The following is a 16,241-nucleotide window of genomic DNA, read 5'->3' as shown; positions in this document are numbered from 1 at the left end:
GCCCTTCGCGTCTGTCTGCTATCTGCTATCTGCTGCCGCAGCGTCAGCCGAGGCTGACCGTACGGGCCGAGACGGCGCCGATCTCGGTCGCGATGTCCGCGAGGACGTTCACCGGGGCCTCGGCGTCGACGGTGAGGACCGCGAGGGCCTCGCCGCCCTCTTCGGCGCGGGCGACCTGCATGCCCGCGATGTTGAGGCCGGCCTCTCCGAGGATGCGGCCGACGGCGCCGACCACGCCCGGGCGGTCGGCGTAGCGCAGGACGACCATGTGGTCGGCGAGCGCCAGGTCCACGTCGTACTCGCCGATGCCGACGATCTTCTGAAGGTGCTTCGGGCCCACGAGCGTGCCGGAGACCGACACCTCCTGGCCGTCCGACAGGGTGCCGCGGACGGTCACGACGTTGCGGTGGTCCGGGGACTCCGAGGAGGTGGTCAGGCGGACCTCGACCCCGCGCTCCTGCGCGAACAGCGGGGCGTTGACGTAGGAGACCGTCTCGTCGACGACGTCCTCGAAGACACCCTTGAGAGCGGAGAGTTCGAGCACCTTGACGTCGTGCTGGGTGATCTCGCCGCAGACCTCGACGTCGAGGCGGACCGCGACCTCGCCCGCGAGGGCGGTGAAGATGCGGCCGAGCTTCTCGGCGAGGGGCAGGCCGGGACGGACGTCCTCGGCGATGACGCCGCCCTGGACGTTGACCGCGTCGGGCACGAGCTCACCGGCGAGCGCGAGGCGCACCGACTTGGCGACCGAGACACCGGCCTTCTCCTGGGCCTCGTCCGTGGACGCGCCGAGGTGCGGGGTGCAGACGACCTGGTCGAGCTCGAACAGCGGGGAGTCCGTGCAGGGCTCCTTCGCGTACACGTCGAGGCCGGCGCCGGCGACGCGGCCCTCCTTGATGGCCGAGTACAGCGCGGCCTCGTCCACGATCCCGCCGCGGGCGGCGTTGACGATGCGGACGGACGGCTTGACCTTGTGCAGGGCCTCGTCCCCGATGAGACCGAGGGTCTCGGGGGTCTTGGGCAGGTGCACGGTGATGAAGTCGGCGACCTCGAGCAGCTCGTCGAGCGTCAGCATCTTGACGCCCATCTGGGCGGCGCGCGCGGGCTGCACGTAGGGGTCGTACGCGACGATCTTCATGCCGAAGGCCGACATGCGCTGGGCGACCAGGACGCCGATGCGGCCGAGGCCGACGACACCGAGGGTCTTCTCGCTGAGCTCGACGCCCGTGTACTTGTTCCGCTTCCACTCGCCGTTCTTCAGGGCGGTGTTGGCCTGCGGAATGTTGCGGGCCGTCGCGACGAGCAGGCCGCAGGCCAGCTCGGCGGCGGTGACGATGTTCGAGGTCGGAGCGTTCACGACCATCACGCCGGCCTTGGTGGCGGACGAGACGTCGACGTTGTCCAGACCGACGCCCGCGCGGGCGACGACCCTCAGCTTCTTGGCGGCGGCGATGGCCTCGGCGTCGACCTTGGTCGCGGAGCGGACCAGGATCGCGTCGACGTCCACGATCGCGGGCAGCAGCTCCGCACGGTCGGCACCGTTGCAGTGCCGGATCTCGAAGTCCGGGCCGAGCGCCTCGACAGTGGCGGGCGACAGCTCTTCGGCAATGAGTACGACAGGTTTCGAGCTCACGTGGGTCATCCTCACAAGTCCAGTGCGGACGGCCGTCCCGACGGCCGCAGGCGGTGGAGGGGGTAGCCGCGTGGAAGACGCACGACACTGTGGGCCTGACGCGTTGTGTTGAGCAGTGTAGTGGCGGAACGGGGAGGTAATTCCGCCTGTACGGAAGGATCACCCGCACGAGATTGGCCGGGGTGGACAAGCGGGCCTCCGTGAGGCCCGCCGTACGGGTGCCCGTCCATGTGCCGCGGGGCCGGGACGCACCGTCCCGGCCCCGCGGCGACGCGGATCAGCTCTCGTCGTTGTCGACCCAGCTCATCAGCTTGCGGAGCTTCTTGCCGGTGGTCTCCAGCAGGTGCGCCTCGTCGGCGCTCTTGTACGCGTTGTACTTCGGCAGACCGGCCTTGTACTCGGCCATCCAGGTGTTGGCGAACTCGCCGCTCTGGATCTCCGCGAGGACCTTCTTCATCTCGGCCTTGGTGGCGTCCGTGATGATGCGGGGACCGGTGATGTAGTCGCCCCACTCGGCGGTCTCGGAGACCGACCAGCGCATCTTCTCCAGGCCGCCCTCGTACATGAGGTCGACGATGAGCTTCAGCTCGTGCAGGCACTCGAAGTACGCGATCTCGGGCTGGTAACCGGCCTCGGTCAGCGTCTCGAAACCGGCCTTGACCAGCGCGGAGGCGCCACCGCAGAGAACGGCCTGCTCACCGAACAGGTCGGTCTCGGTCTCCTCGGTGAAGGTGGTCTTGATGACGCCGGCGCGGGTGCCGCCGATGCCGGCCGCGTAGGACAGCGCCAGGTCGAAGGCCTTGCCGGTGAAGTCCTGCTCGACGGCGGCGATGCAGGGCACGCCGCGGCCTTCCTCGTACTGGCGGCGGACCAGGTGGCCCGGACCCTTCGGGGCGACCAGAGCCACGTCCACGTTGGCCGGGGGCTTGATGAAGCCGTAGCGGACGTTGAAGCCGTGGCCGAAGAAGAGCGCGTCGCCCTCCTGCAGGTGCTTCTCGATCGACGCGGCGTAGATCTCGGCCTGGAGCGGGTCCGGGGTCAGGATCATGATGACGTTCGCCCAGGCCGCGGCCTCGGCGACGGGGAGGACCTTCAGGCCCTGCTCCTCGGCCTTGGCCTTGGACTTCGAGCCCTCGTGCAGGCCGACGACGACGTCGACGCCGGAGTCACGGAGCGACAGCGCGTGGGCGTGGCCCTGGCTGCCGTAACCGATGACCGCGACCTTGCGGCCCTGGATGATGGACAGGTCGGCGTCGTTCTCGTAGAACAGCTCGGCCACTGGGATATCTCCTTGGTGCGCTGGTGTTGCTCCCACCGTACGGCGGGGAACGGAATACGTGGTTCTCGGTCTCGCCATACGAGCGAGCGAGAAACGAACGGGCGGGGCACGACCGGGCCGGTGTCACCGACCCGGCCGGGCTCAGGCGCTGCGGTCGAGCGCGCGCAGGCTGCGGTCCGTGATGGACCGGCCGCCGCGCCCTATGGCGATCGTGCCGGACTGGACGAGCTCCTTGATGCCGAAGGGCTCCAGCATCTTGAGCATCGCGCCCAGCTTGTCGGTGCCGCCGGTGGCCTCGATGGTGACGGCCTCCGGGGAGACATCGACGGTCTTGGCGCGGAACAGCTGGACGATCTCGACGATCTGCGAGCGCGTCTCGTTGTCGGCGCGGACCTTCACCAGAACGAGTTCGCGCTCGATGGCGTTGGTGTGCTCCAGCTCGACGATCTTGAGCACGTTGACCAGCTTGTTGAGCTGCTTGGTCACCTGCTCCAGCGGGAGGTCCTCGACGTTCACGACGATGGTGATGCGCGAGATGTCGGGGTGCTCGGTGACACCGACCGCGAGGGAGTCGATGTTGAACCCGCGGCGGGAGAACAGCGCGGCGATCCGGGCGAGGATGCCGGGCGTGTTCTCGACCAGGACGGAGAGCGTGTGCTTGGACATGTGAGTCGTTCTCTCTCTCGGCTCTCTCGGCTCAGTCGTCTTCGTTGTCGCCGAAGTCGGGGCGGACGCCCCGGGCGGCCATGACCTCGTCGTTCGAGGTGCCGGCGGCGACCATCGGCCACACCATGGCGTCCTCGTGGACGATGAAGTCGACGACGACCGGGCGGTCGTTGATCGCGTTGGCCTCGGCGATGACCTTGTCCAGGTCGTCCGGGTGCTCGCAGCGCAGCGCCACGCAGCCCATGGCCTCGGACAGCTTGACGAAGTCCGGGACGCGGGTGCCCTGGCGGGGGGCGCTGGACTCGCCGAGCTGGGAGCCGACCGCCGTGTCCTGGCCGGTCTCGTCCGCGTGCAGCACGGTGTTGGAGTACCGCTGGTTGTAGAACAGGGTCTGCCACTGGCGGACCATGCCCAGCGCGCCGTTGTTGATGATCGCGACCTTGATCGGGATGTTGTTCAGCGCGCAGGTGGCCAGTTCCTGGTTGGTCATCTGGAAGCAGCCGTCGCCGTCGATCGCCCAGACCGTGCGGTCCGGCATGCCGACCTTGGCGCCCATCGCGGCGGGGACCGCGTAGCCCATGGTTCCGGCGCCGCCGGAGTTCAGCCAGGTACGGGGCTCTTCGTAGTCGACGAAGTGCGAGGCCCACATCTGGTGCTGGCCGACGCCGGCCGCGTAGATGGTGTGCGCGGGTGCCATCTGGCCGATGCGCTGGATGACCTGCTGCGGCGACAGCGTGTCCTCGGAGGGCTTCTCGTAGCCCAGGGGGTAGGTCTCGCGCCAGCGGCTGAGGTCCTTCCACCAGGCGGAGTAGTCGCCGGCGTTGCCCTCGGTGTGCTCGGCCTGGACGGCCTGGATCAGGTCGGCGATGACCTCGCGGGCGTCACCGACGATCGGGACGTCCACGGCGCGGTTCTTGCCGATCTCGGCCGGGTCGATGTCCGCGTGGATGATCTTCGCGAAGGGGGCGAAGCTGTCCAGCTTGCCGGTGACGCGGTCGTCGAAGCGGGTGCCCAGCGCGATCAGCAGGTCCGACTTCTGCAGCGCGGTGACGGCCGTGACCGCACCGTGCATGCCGGGCATGCCCACGTGCAGCGGGTGGCTGTCGGGGAAGGAGCCCAGCGCCATCAGCGTGGTGGTGACCGGGGCGCCGGTCAGCTCGGCGAGGACCTTCAGCTCGGCGGTCGCGCCGGACTTCATCACGCCGCCGCCGACGTACAGGACCGGGCGCTTGGCCTGGCAGATGAGCTTGGCGGCCTCGCGGATCTGCTTGGCGTGCGGCTTGGTGACCGGCCGGTAGCCGGGGAGGTCCTGGCTGGGCGGCCACGAGAACGTGGTCTTCGCCTGCAGGGCGTCCTTGGCGATGTCGACCAGGACCGGGCCGGGACGGCCGGTGGCGGCGATGTGGAAGGCCTCGGCGATGGTCCGGGCGATGTCCTCGGCCTTGGTGACCAGGAAGTTGTGCTTGGTGATCGGCATCGTGATGCCGACGATGTCCGCTTCCTGGAAGGCGTCGGTGCCGATCGCCTTGGAGGAGACCTGACCGGTGATCGCGACGAGCGGCACGGAGTCCATGTGCGCGTCGGCGATCGGGGTGACCAGGTTGGTGGCGCCCGGGCCGGAGGTCGCCATACAGACGCCGACCTTGCCGGTGGCCTGCGCGTAGCCGGTGGCGGCGTGGCCGGCACCCTGCTCGTGGCGGACCAGGATGTGCCGGACCTTCTTGGAGTCCATCAGCGGGTCGTACGCCGGGAGGATGCAGCCGCCCGGAATGCCGAACACGGTGTCGCACCCCACCTCTTCGAGAGAGCGGATGAGGGACTGCGCACCCGTGACGTGCTCAACTGCGGCGGTCTGGTGTCCGCCGGAACGGGGCCGCGGCTGCGGATGGTGGGCCCCGGTGGCCTGCTCGGTCATCGGCATTCTCTTCTCGAAGCTGAGGGTTTTACGAGGAGGGTTTTACGAGATTCAGCGTTGCCAGTGCAACAAAAAACCCCTCGTGCCGGGAGGCAAGCGAGGGGAGCGCGTCGGGTGCGTTGAGCGGGGACATGCTGGTCCCAGCTTCAGCCGACGCGCTTTCCAAGTACGAGAATTCGGGTGCGCATGGCATTGACCCTCCCTCCGGCGGGAGGGTGATGTCAAGCGGGTGGGACGGGCGTCTCATTATGTGAGCCTCTGTGGATAACCATCGAGCCCCCCGGGGAACCACCGGCCAACGCGGGTTGGGCCGCGCCGCCCGGTACTGGGAACGTACCGCGCACGAGCGCTCGCCGCAGCCTGTACTCGTCCAGAGGGCCGGAGAAGGCCATTCCCTGCCCGTGGGTACAGCCCATCGCGCGCAGTGCCATGACCTGCTCGGGGAGGTCCACCCCCTCCGCCACGGACTGCATGCCGAGGTCGTTTGCGATCCGCAACAGACCTGCGGTGATCTTGTGGAGCCGCGGGGATTCCACGACCCCCTCGACCAGGCCTCGGTCCAGCTTGAGCATGTCCACGGGGAGCCGCCGCAGCGCGCTGATGGCCGCGTAACCGCTGCCGAAGCCGTCGAGGGCGATCAGGACCCCGAGCCGGCGCAGCGCCGCCAGGCGGCGCTCCAGGTCGTCGAAGGGCACCCTGGGGTCTGAGACGGCGAGCTCCAGGACGAGCGCGCCCGACGGCAGCCCGTTGCGGGTCAGCAGGGCCTCCACGGAGCCCAGCGGCATCGACCGGTCGAGCAGCCGCTGCGCGGTCATCCGTACGGCCACGGGAACGTCGTGCCCGGCCCGGTGCCGCTCGGCGGCCTGCCCGACGGCCTCCTCCAGCAGCCAGCGCCCCAGCTCGGCGGTGCGCGAGGCGTCCGGCACCACCGCCCGGGCAGTGGACCCGCCCTCCGCGGCCGGTCCCCCGGCGCCCCCCGCGCCGCCGCTTTCGGCGACCCGCAGGAACTCGGCGGGGGTGAAAAGGATCCCCTGCGCGGAACGCCACCGTGCCTGCGCCACCACGGCCGAGATCTCCCCCGAGGCCAGGGAGACCACGGGCTGGTGCAGCAGGGCGAACTCTCCGTCGTGCAGGGCGGTGCGCAGGCGGCCCGCCAGCTCCGCCTTGCGGACGACCTCGGCCTGCATCTGGGGGGCGTACATCTCGACCCGGTCCTTGCCTCCCGCCTTGGCTCGGTACATCGCGAGGTCGGCGTTGCGCATCAGGTCCGAAGGGGTGATGCCGGGATCCGCGAAGGCCACGCCGATGCTGGCGGCGACCCGGACCTCGCTCCCGGCGATCCGGTAGGGCTGGGAGAGGGTGGTGCGCAGCCGGTCGGCGATCTCGTGGACCTGGTACTCGCGGGCACTGCGGTCGCGGCCGCCGTCGCCCAGGATCAGGGCGGCGAACTCGTCGCCGCCGAGGCGGGCCGCGGTGTCCCCGGCCCGGACGGAGTCCTGGAGCCGGCGGGCGGCCTCGATGAGCAGTTCGTCGCCGGCCTGGTGGCCGATGGTGTCGTTGACCGCTTTGAAGCCGTCGAGGTCGATGAAGAGCACGGCGGTGCTGTGGTCCCCGGCCCGCCGTCCGGTGAGGGCCTGGCGGACCCGGCGGGTGAACAGGGCCCGGTTGGGCAGGTCGGTGAGGGGGTCGTGCTCGGCGCTGTGCTGGAGCTGGGCCTGGAGCCGGACCCGCTCGGTGACGTCGCGGCTGTTCAGGATGAGGCCGCCCTGGTGGCGGTTGACGGTGGACTCCACATTGAGCCACTCGCCGGCGCCCGATCTGAACCGGCACTCGATGCGGGTGGTCGGCTCCTCGGCGGGCGGCGCGGCCAGGAAGCGGCGCACCTCGTGGACCACGCGGCCCAGGTCCTCCGGGTGGATCAGGGTGGCCAGCTCGGTGCCGACCAGCTCTTCCGCCTCGCGGCCGTAGACCCCGGCGGCGGCGGGGCTGACGTAGCGCAGGGTCCCGGTGGGTGCGGCGATCATGATGACGTCGCTGGAGCCCTGGACCAGGGAGCGGAAGTGGTTCTCCTTCTGGGCCAGTTCCTGGGTCAGTGCGATGTTGTCGAGCAGCATGATGCCCTGGCGGATGACCAGGGCGAGCACGACGGTGCAGCCCGTGAAGACGACGACCCGGTCGACCTTCCGGCCGTCCACCACGTTGTAGAGGATCCCGAGGGTGCAGACGGCCGCGGCGAGGTACGGGGTGAGGGCGGGCAGGGAGCCGGTGATGGGGCGGCTGTGCGGCCGCTCGGCCCGCGCGTGGGCGACCGGGTCGGGGGCGGGGTTCAGGCGGCGGGCGCCCCAGGGTGCGTACGCGAGGAGGAGCGAGCCGGCGAACCAGCCCGCGTCGAGGAGCTGGCCCGACTGGTACTCGGCGCTGAGCAGCGGCGAGGTGAACAGCGCGTCGCTCAGCACGGTCAGGGCGAGGGCGGCGATGGCGGTGTTCACGGCGGAGCGGTTGGTCTCGGAGCGGCGGAAGTGCAGCACCAGCACCATCGAGACGAGCGCGATGTCCAGGAGCGGGTAGGCCAGCGAGAGGGCGGCGCGCGGGACGCTGCCGGGGGCTCCGGACTGGGCGGTGCGCGCGGCGTGCGCGAGGGCCAGGCTCCAGGAGAGGGTGAGCAGCGAGCCGCCGATGAGCCAGGAGTCGAGTCCGAGGCAGACCCAGCCGGCGCGGGTGACCGGGCGCTTCGCGAGGACGAGCAGGCCCACGATGGCGGGCGGCGCGAAGCAGAGGAAGGCGAAGTCGGCGATCGAGGGCTTCGGCACGGCTTCGCCGAGGACGACCTCGTACCAGCCCCAGACGGCGTTGCCGCAACCGCCCATGAGCGAGGAGAACGCGAACAGCAGCCAGGCCGGGCGCTCCCGGCTGTCAATGGACCGGGCGTACGTGAAACAGGAGACGGCGGCCAGCAGGCCGGCGGAGCTGAGCCCGAAGTCGCCCATGATCTCGGCGAGTTCCTCGGAGCCCCAGCCGAGGGCGGCGCCCACGGCATACCCGCTGCTGACCACCGCGAGGAGGAGCTGCATCGCCAACCCCTTCGAGCCGCGACCGCTTCCGGCGAGGGGCTGGCGGGTCAGCAGCGCCGCCCCCGGGGAGGTCACCGGTCCCCCTCGCTGGCTGGTTCCGGCGCGGCCCAGTCCCGGCACCTTCGCCTCCGGCGGCTTCGCCGCATCGGATCCTTCGTCCATTGGCAGTGCATCGCCCGTCGCCCCCCAAAGTGTCCGATCACTCCCCAGCGCCAGACGTTCGTGGCGCAGCCCCTTGTTCCGGACGATACACCACTTTCGTCACTCAGGGACATAGTTTCTCTACGCTCCGTCACCAACAGGGGAGTTGTGTCCACCGAGCGCATCCGGGCGAACGCGGAGCGTGCGCGACGCACGTCATTCCGTGATCAACACCGTGTTCTCCACGGGCTCTCCGGCGGCGAACCGGCGGAGCTGACGGGCCACCAGGCGCTTGGCCCGCGGCTCGAACGCGGAGCTGCTGCCGCCCACATGGGGAGTGATCAGGACACCCGGAGCATGCCAGAGCGGGTGGCCTGAAGGCAGCGGTTCCGGATCGGTGACGTCCAGTGCGGCGCGCAGCCGGCCCGACTCCACCTCCGCCAGAAGGGACTTGGTGTCCACGACGGGTCCGCGGGCCACGTTCACGAGCAGCGCGCCGTCCTTCATGCGGCCGAGGAACGCGGCGCCCGCGAGCCCCCTCGTCTCCTCGGTGAGCGGTGTGGAAAGGATCACCACGTCTGCCCCGGGGAGGAGTTGGGGCAGTTGGGCGAGGGCGTGCACCGGCCCGCGCGCCGTCGTGCGCGCCGTCCGCGCGACCCGGACGATCCGCTCGCACTCGAAGGGCGCGAGCCGGTCCTCGATGGCCGCGCCGACCGCCCCGTAGCCGATGATCAGTACGGACTTGTCCGCCAGGGCCTCGTAGAACCCGAAGCGCCACTCCTCGCGGTCCTGGCCGCGCACCATGCCGGGGATCCCGCGCAGGGAGGCCAGGACCAGGGTGAGGGCGAGCTCGGCGGTGCTCGCGTCGTGGACGCCCTTGGCATTGCACAGCCGTACGCCCGGGGCCAGGCCGCCGAGGCCGCCCAGGACGTGGTCGACGCCGGCGGTCAGGGTCTGGACGACCCGCAGGCGGGGCATCGCGGGCAGCGGGCGCAGGGTGACGGCCGGGGACTTCATGTACGGGGTGACGTAGAAGACGCAGGCGGCCGGATCGGCCGGGAAGCTCTCCTCGCCGTCCCAGTGGCGGTACCGGAAGGAGTCGGGCAGGCCCTCGATCTCCTCGGCGGGGAAGGGGAGCCATACGTCGAGGGTCTCGCGCGTCTCTGCAGTCATGATCAGGAGGCTATGCCAGGGGATCCGGATCGAGCCGTTAGTTTGTGTGCCGGAACCGGGAGGACCAGGCGGGACCAAGGGGGAACACGCGGTGGAGCGCAGGTCGATCGGGGCGGGGGCGCTGACGGTGGGTGCCGTCGGCCTCGGCTGCATGCCGATGAGCGGGGCCTACGCGCCTTCGCACAGGCGGCGCGAGGACTCGCTGCGCACCGTCCACACGGCCCTCGACCTGGGGGCGAACCTGCTCGACACCGCCGACCTGTACGGCCCCTACACCAACGAGCTGCTGCTCGGCCGGGTGCTGCGCGAGCGCCGGGCCGACGCCTTCGTGTCCGCGAAGGCGGGACTGCGGGCCGACGGGGTGCACGTGGTGGCCGACGGCCGCCCGGGGTACCTGCGGCGGGCCTGCGACGCCTCGCTGCGGCGGCTGCGCACCGACGTCATAGACCTGTACCAGCTGCACCGGGTGGACCCGGACGTGCCGGTCGAGGAGTCCTGGGGCGCGCTGGCGGAGCTGGTGGGCGCGGGGAAGGTGCGGGCGCTGGGCTTCTGCGCGCTGGGGGCGGGCACCGGTCCGGGTGCGGGGCCGCGCGGGGACCGGGCGTACGAGGCGACCGTGCGGCACCTGGAGCGGGCGCAGCAGGTGTTCCCGGTGAGCGCGGTGCAGGCGGAGCTGTCGGTGTGGTCGCCGCAGGCGGCGTGGCGGCTGCTGCCGTGGTGCGCGGCGCGGGGGGTGGGGTTCCTGGCGGCGATGCCGCTGGGGAGCGGGTTCCTGAGCGGGACCCTGGTCCCGGGCGAGGGGTTCGAGCCCGGGGACGTACGGGCCAGGCATCCGCGGTTCACGGCGTACGCGATGGCGGCGAACCAGGTGCTCGTGGCGGGGTTGCGGCGGGTCGCCCGGCGGCACGGGGACGGGGTCACGGCGGCGCAGGTGGCGCTGGCGTGGGTGCTGGCGCAGGGTCCGCAGGTGGTTCCGGTGCCCGGGGCCGGGCAGGCGCGCTGGGCCGCGGAGAACGCGCGGGCGGCGCAGGTGCGGCTGACCGCCGAGGACCTGGTGGAGCTGTCGGAGCTGCCGGTGCCGATCGGGGCCTGAACCACTCGATCGAGTGTACGAGTGGTGGAACTTGGGGCATGGTCGGCGCGGTTGAATCGTGTGAGGGCACGATCGGAGGACCGGAGGGGAGTACGGCGATGCGATACGGACACGGGCGAGGACCCTGGCAGGGACGGGGACCCGGGCGGGGACAGGGCTACGGGCAGGAGCCGGCGCAGGGCCGGGTGGGCGCGCCGGTGCGGTCGTACGGCGGCCCGCGCGCCCGGGCCCGCGGGGTGCTGGCGGCGTTCGCCCTGGCCGGATGCGGGGCGCTGCTCGCGGCGGGGTGCTCGCCGCCGGCCGGCACCGGACCGCGGGCGGGTGATGCCCCACCGCGCACGGCGGCCGGCTCCGCACCGCCGGGCGCCTCGGACGGGCCGTCCGCATCCGTCTCGGCGTCCGCCTCGGCCCCGTCCTCCGCGCCGCCGGCCAAGGGCCGGGTGACGGTGACCGGCGTGGCCGCCCAGGGCCTGGAATCCCCGTGGGGCGTGGCTCCGCTGCCCGACGGGAACCTGCTGGTCGCCTCGCGGGACAAGGGCACGATCAGCCGGGTCGACGTGAGCACCGGGGCGGTCACCCCGGTCGGCAAGGTGCCCGGTGTGGCCCCGGGCGGCGAGGGCGGGCTGCTGGGGCTGGCCGTGTCCCCTTCCTTCGCCTCGGACCTCATGGTGTACGCCTACTTCACCACCGAGTCCGACAACCGCATCGCCAGGCTGCGCTATGACGAGAAGAGGCCGCCGGGCGATCAACTGGGCGCGCCCGACACCGTGTTCAGGGGGATCCCCAAGGGGCTCATCCACAACGGCGGGCGGATCGCCTTCGGCCCGGACAAGATGCTCTACGCCGGGACGGGCGAGACCGGGGAGAGCGGGCTGGCCCAGGACAAGAAGTCGCTGGGCGGGAAGATCCTGCGGATGACCCCGGACGGCGAGCCGGTGCACGGCAATCCGGAGGCCGACTCGGTCGTCTACTCGTACGGGCACCGCAATGTGCAGGGCCTCGCCTGGGACAAGGACAAGCGGCTGTGGGCGGCCGAGTTCGGGCAGAGCACCTGGGACGAGCTGAATCTGATCGAGCCCGGCGCGAACTACGGCTGGCCCGAGGCCGAGGGCAAGGCCGGCAAGCCGGGGATGCGCGATCCGGTGGCGGTGTGGAAGACCGACGAGGCCTCGCCGAGCGGGATCGCCTGGGCACAGGGCTCGATCTGGATGGCCGGGCTGAAGGGGCAGCGGCTCTGGCGGATCCCGCTGGCCGGGGCGGAGCCGGTGGCGGAGCCCGAGGCGTTCCTGACGGGCCAGTACGGCCGGCTGCGCACGGTGGTGGCCCTCGGCGGGGACAGATTGCTGCTGGTCACGAGCGAGACGGACGGGCGCGGGTCGCCGGAAGCCGGAGACGACAGGATCCTGACACTGACGGTGGAATGACCGTCGGGCCCCGGCGGGGGACGAGAGGCAGGGTGGACGCGATGTTCAACATGATCGAGGAGCTGTTCAGTCCGGGGCGCAAACACACGGACGAGGAGAAGAAGCGGCTGGAGCTTTCCCGGACCGACGTCAACGACGGCGACCCGGGAAAGGGTCCGATAGACCTGGACTCCGGCAAGGTGCTCATACGCGCCAAGGAACACCCGGCGGCCTAGGGGGCGCCCCTCACCGCATCCGGGCCGGCTGCCGGGGCGACTGCTGGGCCGGCTGCTGGGCCGGCTGCTGGGCCACGGGGCCGAAGAGCCGGAGCCGGTGGGCCAGGGCCGCTGCTTCACCGCGGCCCGCGACGCCGAGCTTCGCCAGGATGTTCGAGACGTGCACGCTGGCCGTCTTCGGGGAGATGAAGAGCTCCTCGGCGATCTGGCGGTTGGTGTGGCCCACCGCGACCAGGCGCAGCACGTCCCGTTCGCGGCTGGTCAGGCCGAGCGCCTCGACCGGGTCGGCGTCCGGAGCGAGCAGGGCCCCGTCGGCGTCCACGGGGGTGAGCGGAAGCCTGGCGCGCTGCGCGAGCAGGGCCAGGTCCTCGCGGAGCCGGCGGGCGCCCAGCTGCTCGGCGGTGGCGTAGGCCTCCCGGAACAGCCCGGCGGCCGTCTCCCGGTCCCCGCCGGCCGCCAGCAGGGCTTCCACGAGCCGGTACCGCACCCTGGCCAGCAGGTAGGGGCGCTCCAGGGAGCGTACGGCCGCTTCCACGGCCGTCCAGTCCCCGACGGTGTCCCGGGCCTCGGCGCGCAGCAGCTCGGCCCTGAGGTACTCGGAGTGGGCGTTCCACACCGGCACCGGGGTGGCCAGGGTCCGGGCCGCGGCGCGCAGCACGGCCAGCGCCTCCTCCCGGCCGGCCTCCGCGGCCGGCAGGCCGCGGGCCTCCGCTTCGGCCGAGGCGGCGGCGAGCAGCAGCGGCCAGGCGTAGCGGTGGTTGCCGAGCGGGAAGCCGTGCCCGATGACGGCGGCCACCTCGCTGCGGACGTCGGCTATCCGGCCCTCCCCCGCGGCCACCCCGATCGAGAGGCGGGACAGCGGGATCTGGTGCTGGGGCTGGCCGTCGTGGGATCCGAAGTGGGCGCGGGCGGCGCCGAGCTGGGCGGCGGCCTCGGCGAGTTCACCGCGGGCCAGGGCCAGGTAGGCCAGCCGTGCGGCCGCGGCGGCGCGCGGGGCGGCTCCACTGCTGACGAGGGCCAGGGTGCGCCGGGCCTCCGCCGCGGCCTCCTCCCAGCGGCCGAGGCTGTACAGGCTCTCCGCCATGTTCCCGCGGACCCAGGCCTCGGAGTCCATCAGCTGGGACTTCTTGGCCAGTGCGACGCCTTGTTCGGCCAGTTCCACCGCTTCGCGGGACCGGCCCAGGCCCTCCAGATGAGAGGTGAGGTTGATGTGTGCACGCCCCGCCAGCATGCCGAGTCCGAGTTCGGCGGCCCGGTCCTTGACCGCGTACATCTCGGCGAGTCCGCGCTCGGGTGCCCCCGTGTCGACGAGCAGGCTCCCGACGGTGATCCGGGCGTTGAGCTCGGTGTCCTCGGCGCCGACCATCCGCGCGTACTCCACGGCGCGTTCGGCGGCGACCAGGTTGTCGGGTCCCGGTGTGTGGAGCATGCCCCAGCTCGCGGCCCGGACCAGGACGTCGGCGTGCACCTGGGACGGGGGCAGCCCGCGGACGAGCTCCTGGGCCTTGGCGAGCTCTTCCCAGCCGTCGCCGCGGCCGAGGCCCGTGATCAGCCGGGAGCGCTCGGTCCAGAACCAGGCGGCGCGCAGCGGGTCGTGGCCGTCGTCCAGCGACCGCAGGGCCGTTTTGGTGAGCTTCAGCGCCCGCTCGCGTTCGCCGCCGAAGCGGGCCGCGACGGTGGCTTCGGCGAGCAGGTCGAGGCGTTGCAGCGGGGTGGTGGCCGGATCGCAGCCGCAGGGCGGGTAGACCTCGGTGTAGTCCGCCGGGCGCAGTGCGGCGCGTACGTCCTGCGGTACGGCCTCCCACAGCTCCATGGCCCGCTCCAGCAGGCGCAGCTGCTCGGAGTAGGCGTGCCGGCGCCGGGCGGCCACCGAGGCCGCGAGCACGGCGGGCAGGGCCTTGGCCGCGTCGTTGGCGTAGTACCAGTAGGTCGCGAGGCGGATGACCCGCTCCTCCGCGCGGATCAGCGTGCCGTCCTGTTCGAGCTCCTCGGCGTAGCGGCGGTTGACGCGGGCGCGCTCCCCGGGCAGCAGGTCGTCGGAGACGGCCTCGCGGACCAGGGAGTGGCGGAAGCGGTAGCCGTCGCCGTCGGAGGTGGCCAGGAGGATGTTGGCGCCGACCGCCGAGCGCAGGGCCTCGATCAGTTCGTCCTCGGTGAGCCGGGTGACGGCGCGCAGCAGGGCGTACTCCACCGTGGAGCCGCCCTCGGCGACGATGCGCACGACGCGCTGCGCGGCGTCCGGGAGGACTTCGACGCGGACGAGGAGCAGGTCGCGCAGGGATTCGGTGAGGCCGGTGCGGCAGCCGCTGGCGCGGGAGGCGACGAGTTCCTCGACGAAGAAGGCGTTGCCGTCGGAGCGGTCGAAGACCGATTCGACGAACTCCTCGTCGGGCTGCGAGGCGAGGATCCCGGCGAGCTGGCGGCGCACTTCGGCCCGGTTGAAGCGGGACAGCTCGATGCGCTGGACGGTGCGCAGCCGGTCGAGTTCCGCGAGGAGCGGGCGCAGCGGGTGGCGGCGGTGGACGTCGTCGGCGCGGTAGGTGGCGACCACGACGAGCCGGCCGCTGCCGAGCGCGCGGAAGAGGTAGGAGAGCAGGTGCCGGGTGGAGGTGTCCGCCCAGTGCAGGTCTTCCAGGACGAGGACGACGGTGCGGTCGGCGGCGAGGCGTTCCAGCATCCGGGCCGTCAGCTCGAAGAGCCGGGCGGTGCTTTCCTCGTCGTGCGGTCCGCGCGGGGTCTCGCCGAGTTCGGGCAGGATGCGGGCGAGTTCGTCCTCCTGGCCGACGGCGGCTGCGGCCAACTCGTCGGGGAGGAGGCGGTGCAGGGTGCGCAGGGCCGTCGAAAACGGGGCGAAGGGAAGTCCCTCCGCCCCGATCTCCACACAGCCTCCGACGGCCACGACCGCGCCGCGGCGGTCGGCCTCGCAGAGGAACTCCTCGGTGAGGCGGGTCTTACCGACCCCGGCCTCGCCGCCTATGAGCAGTGCCTGCGGCTCCTGGCCGGCGGCGCGCGTCAGGGCGTCGGTGAGTACGGCCAGTTCGTCGGCTCGGCCGACGAACACCGGGCTGACAGATCGGGTCTCCACGCCGCCGAGCATCGCACAGGGTCCCTGCTCATCGGCACTGGATATCGGTGCGCCTCTCATCACGTGCCGGTTCGCACGGTGTCGCGACGCGGGTTACGCGGCGCGGGCGAACCGGCCGCGGTGCCCTCTCACCGACCCCTCCGGTTCCTGGCTGCGGGAGAAGAGGCGGCGGGCCTTCTTCGCTTCCCGGACCAGACGGTAGGCGTCGGCCTCGCGGATGAGGTCGTCGCGGCGGGCGGTGGCGATCTCGTACTCGAACATCTCGTGCTCCCTGGTCTGCGTTTCCCGGACACCTCGTTCGGTGTGATCCAAGATTCGCGCCCCAGGGGGTGCCGGCACATCGGGAGCATGCCGCATCTGCACGGGCCGGGGTGCCTTAGGCCGGGACTCAGGGTCCCTGAGGCGGCCTAAGGCAGTGCCTAGGCGGGCCCGCCGGGCACCGGCGGACGGCCTAGGGGGTGTCCGCAAAGTGGCGCCGGGCGCCCGGAGGGCGCCCTCGCGGCGTTCGGTGCGTGCTCTCGGTGTGCCGGGCGGAAGCCCGTGTAC

Annotated in this window: 11 protein-coding genes; 3 read left to right on the top strand and 8 right to left on the bottom strand. The window is 71.9% G+C overall.

Translation table 11 applies throughout. From position 1 onward, the window contains the following. Positions 1 to 43: 43 nt before the first annotated feature. The 6 genes from serA to ACIA8F_RS17940 all read right to left on the bottom strand — a co-directional run bounded on the left by serA (position 44) and on the right by ACIA8F_RS17940 (position 9,878). The gene (gene serA, locus ACIA8F_RS17965; RefSeq protein ID WP_383954778.1) at positions 44 to 1,633 is read right to left on the bottom strand and encodes a phosphoglycerate dehydrogenase; all 1,590 of its coding nucleotides are present in this window, start codon (positions 1,631 to 1,633) and stop codon (positions 44 to 46) included. Between the two features lie 277 nt (positions 1,634 to 1,910). Continuing rightward, a complete protein-coding gene (gene ilvC / locus ACIA8F_RS17960) occupies positions 1,911 to 2,912 on the bottom strand; it encodes a ketol-acid reductoisomerase (protein WP_399379803.1) in 1,002 nt (333 codons plus the stop codon). A 141-nt stretch (positions 2,913 to 3,053) separates the two neighbouring features. Next, the gene (gene ilvN, locus ACIA8F_RS17955) at positions 3,054 to 3,578 is read right to left on the bottom strand and encodes an acetolactate synthase small subunit (protein ID WP_243337813.1); all 525 of its coding nucleotides are present in this window, start codon (positions 3,576 to 3,578) and stop codon (positions 3,054 to 3,056) included. A 31-nt stretch (positions 3,579 to 3,609) separates the two neighbouring features. After that, a complete protein-coding gene (locus ACIA8F_RS17950) occupies positions 3,610 to 5,499 on the bottom strand; it encodes an acetolactate synthase large subunit (RefSeq protein WP_399379800.1) in 1,890 nt (629 codons plus the stop codon). Positions 5,500 to 5,714: 215 nt separating this feature from the next. Beyond that, the gene (locus ACIA8F_RS17945) at positions 5,715 to 8,564 is read right to left on the bottom strand and encodes a putative bifunctional diguanylate cyclase/phosphodiesterase (protein WP_399380033.1); all 2,850 of its coding nucleotides are present in this window, start codon (positions 8,562 to 8,564) and stop codon (positions 5,715 to 5,717) included. 357 nt (positions 8,565 to 8,921) lie between these two features. After that, positions 8,922 to 9,878 (bottom strand): 2-hydroxyacid dehydrogenase, encoded by a 957-nt coding sequence (locus ACIA8F_RS17940; protein ID WP_399379798.1) that lies wholly within the window; start codon positions 9,876 to 9,878, stop codon positions 8,922 to 8,924. 91 nt (positions 9,879 to 9,969) lie between these two features. On the opposite strand from ACIA8F_RS17940, the gene ACIA8F_RS17935 reads away from it, so the two are divergent. From ACIA8F_RS17935 to ACIA8F_RS17925, 3 genes are all read left to right on the top strand, one after another. After that, a complete protein-coding gene (locus ACIA8F_RS17935; protein WP_399379796.1) occupies positions 9,970 to 10,971 on the top strand; it encodes an aldo/keto reductase in 1,002 nt (333 codons plus the stop codon). Between the two features lie 98 nt (positions 10,972 to 11,069). Beyond that, complete coding sequence (locus tag ACIA8F_RS17930; protein ID WP_399379794.1) at positions 11,070 to 12,395, top strand: PQQ-dependent sugar dehydrogenase; 1,326 nt, start codon at positions 11,070 to 11,072, stop codon at positions 12,393 to 12,395. A gap of 41 nt (positions 12,396 to 12,436) precedes the next feature. Further along, positions 12,437 to 12,610, top strand: a complete 174-nt coding sequence (locus tag ACIA8F_RS17925) for a DUF6191 domain-containing protein (RefSeq protein WP_399379792.1) — start codon at positions 12,437 to 12,439, stop codon at positions 12,608 to 12,610. A gap of 10 nt (positions 12,611 to 12,620) precedes the next feature. On the opposite strand, the gene ACIA8F_RS17920 is transcribed toward ACIA8F_RS17925, so the two are convergent. Further along, a complete protein-coding gene (locus tag ACIA8F_RS17920; RefSeq protein ID WP_399379790.1) occupies positions 12,621 to 15,707 on the bottom strand; it encodes an AAA family ATPase in 3,087 nt (1,028 codons plus the stop codon). An 81-nt stretch (positions 15,708 to 15,788) separates the two neighbouring features. Next, positions 15,789 to 15,956, bottom strand: coding sequence for a hypothetical protein (locus ACIA8F_RS17915; protein ID WP_399379789.1), 168 nt, complete (start codon positions 15,954 to 15,956; stop codon positions 15,789 to 15,791). Positions 15,957 to 16,241: the final 285 nt, after the last annotated feature.

It is taken from the genome of Streptomyces sp. NPDC051563, assembly GCF_044454225.1.
Classification (GTDB): Bacteria; Actinomycetota; Actinomycetes; order Streptomycetales; family Streptomycetaceae; genus Streptomyces.
This window is presented reverse-complemented; position numbering and strand designations above follow the sequence as displayed.

Excerpts from the sequence above, each read along its gene's own strand:
- ilvN (WP_243337813.1), bottom strand. The coding sequence starts at position 3,578 with ATGTCCAAGCACACGCTCTCCGTCCTGGTCGAGAACACGCCCGGCATC.
- ACIA8F_RS17950 (WP_399379800.1), bottom strand. The coding sequence starts at position 5,499 with ATGCCGATGACCGAGCAGGCCACCGGGGCCCACCATCCGCAGCCGCGG.
- ACIA8F_RS17945 (WP_399380033.1), bottom strand. The coding sequence starts at position 8,564 with ATGCAGCTCCTCCTCGCGGTGGTCAGCAGCGGGTATGCCGTGGGCGCC.
- ACIA8F_RS17940 (WP_399379798.1), bottom strand. The coding sequence starts at position 9,878 with ATGACTGCAGAGACGCGCGAGACCCTCGACGTATGGCTCCCCTTCCCC.
- ACIA8F_RS17930 (WP_399379794.1), top strand. The coding sequence starts at position 11,070 with ATGCGATACGGACACGGGCGAGGACCCTGGCAGGGACGGGGACCCGGG.
- ACIA8F_RS17925 (WP_399379792.1), top strand. The coding sequence starts at position 12,437 with ATGTTCAACATGATCGAGGAGCTGTTCAGTCCGGGGCGCAAACACACG.
- ACIA8F_RS17920 (WP_399379790.1), bottom strand. The coding sequence starts at position 15,707 with ATGCTCGGCGGCGTGGAGACCCGATCTGTCAGCCCGGTGTTCGTCGGC.
- ACIA8F_RS17915 (WP_399379789.1), bottom strand. The coding sequence starts at position 15,956 with ATGTTCGAGTACGAGATCGCCACCGCCCGCCGCGACGACCTCATCCGC.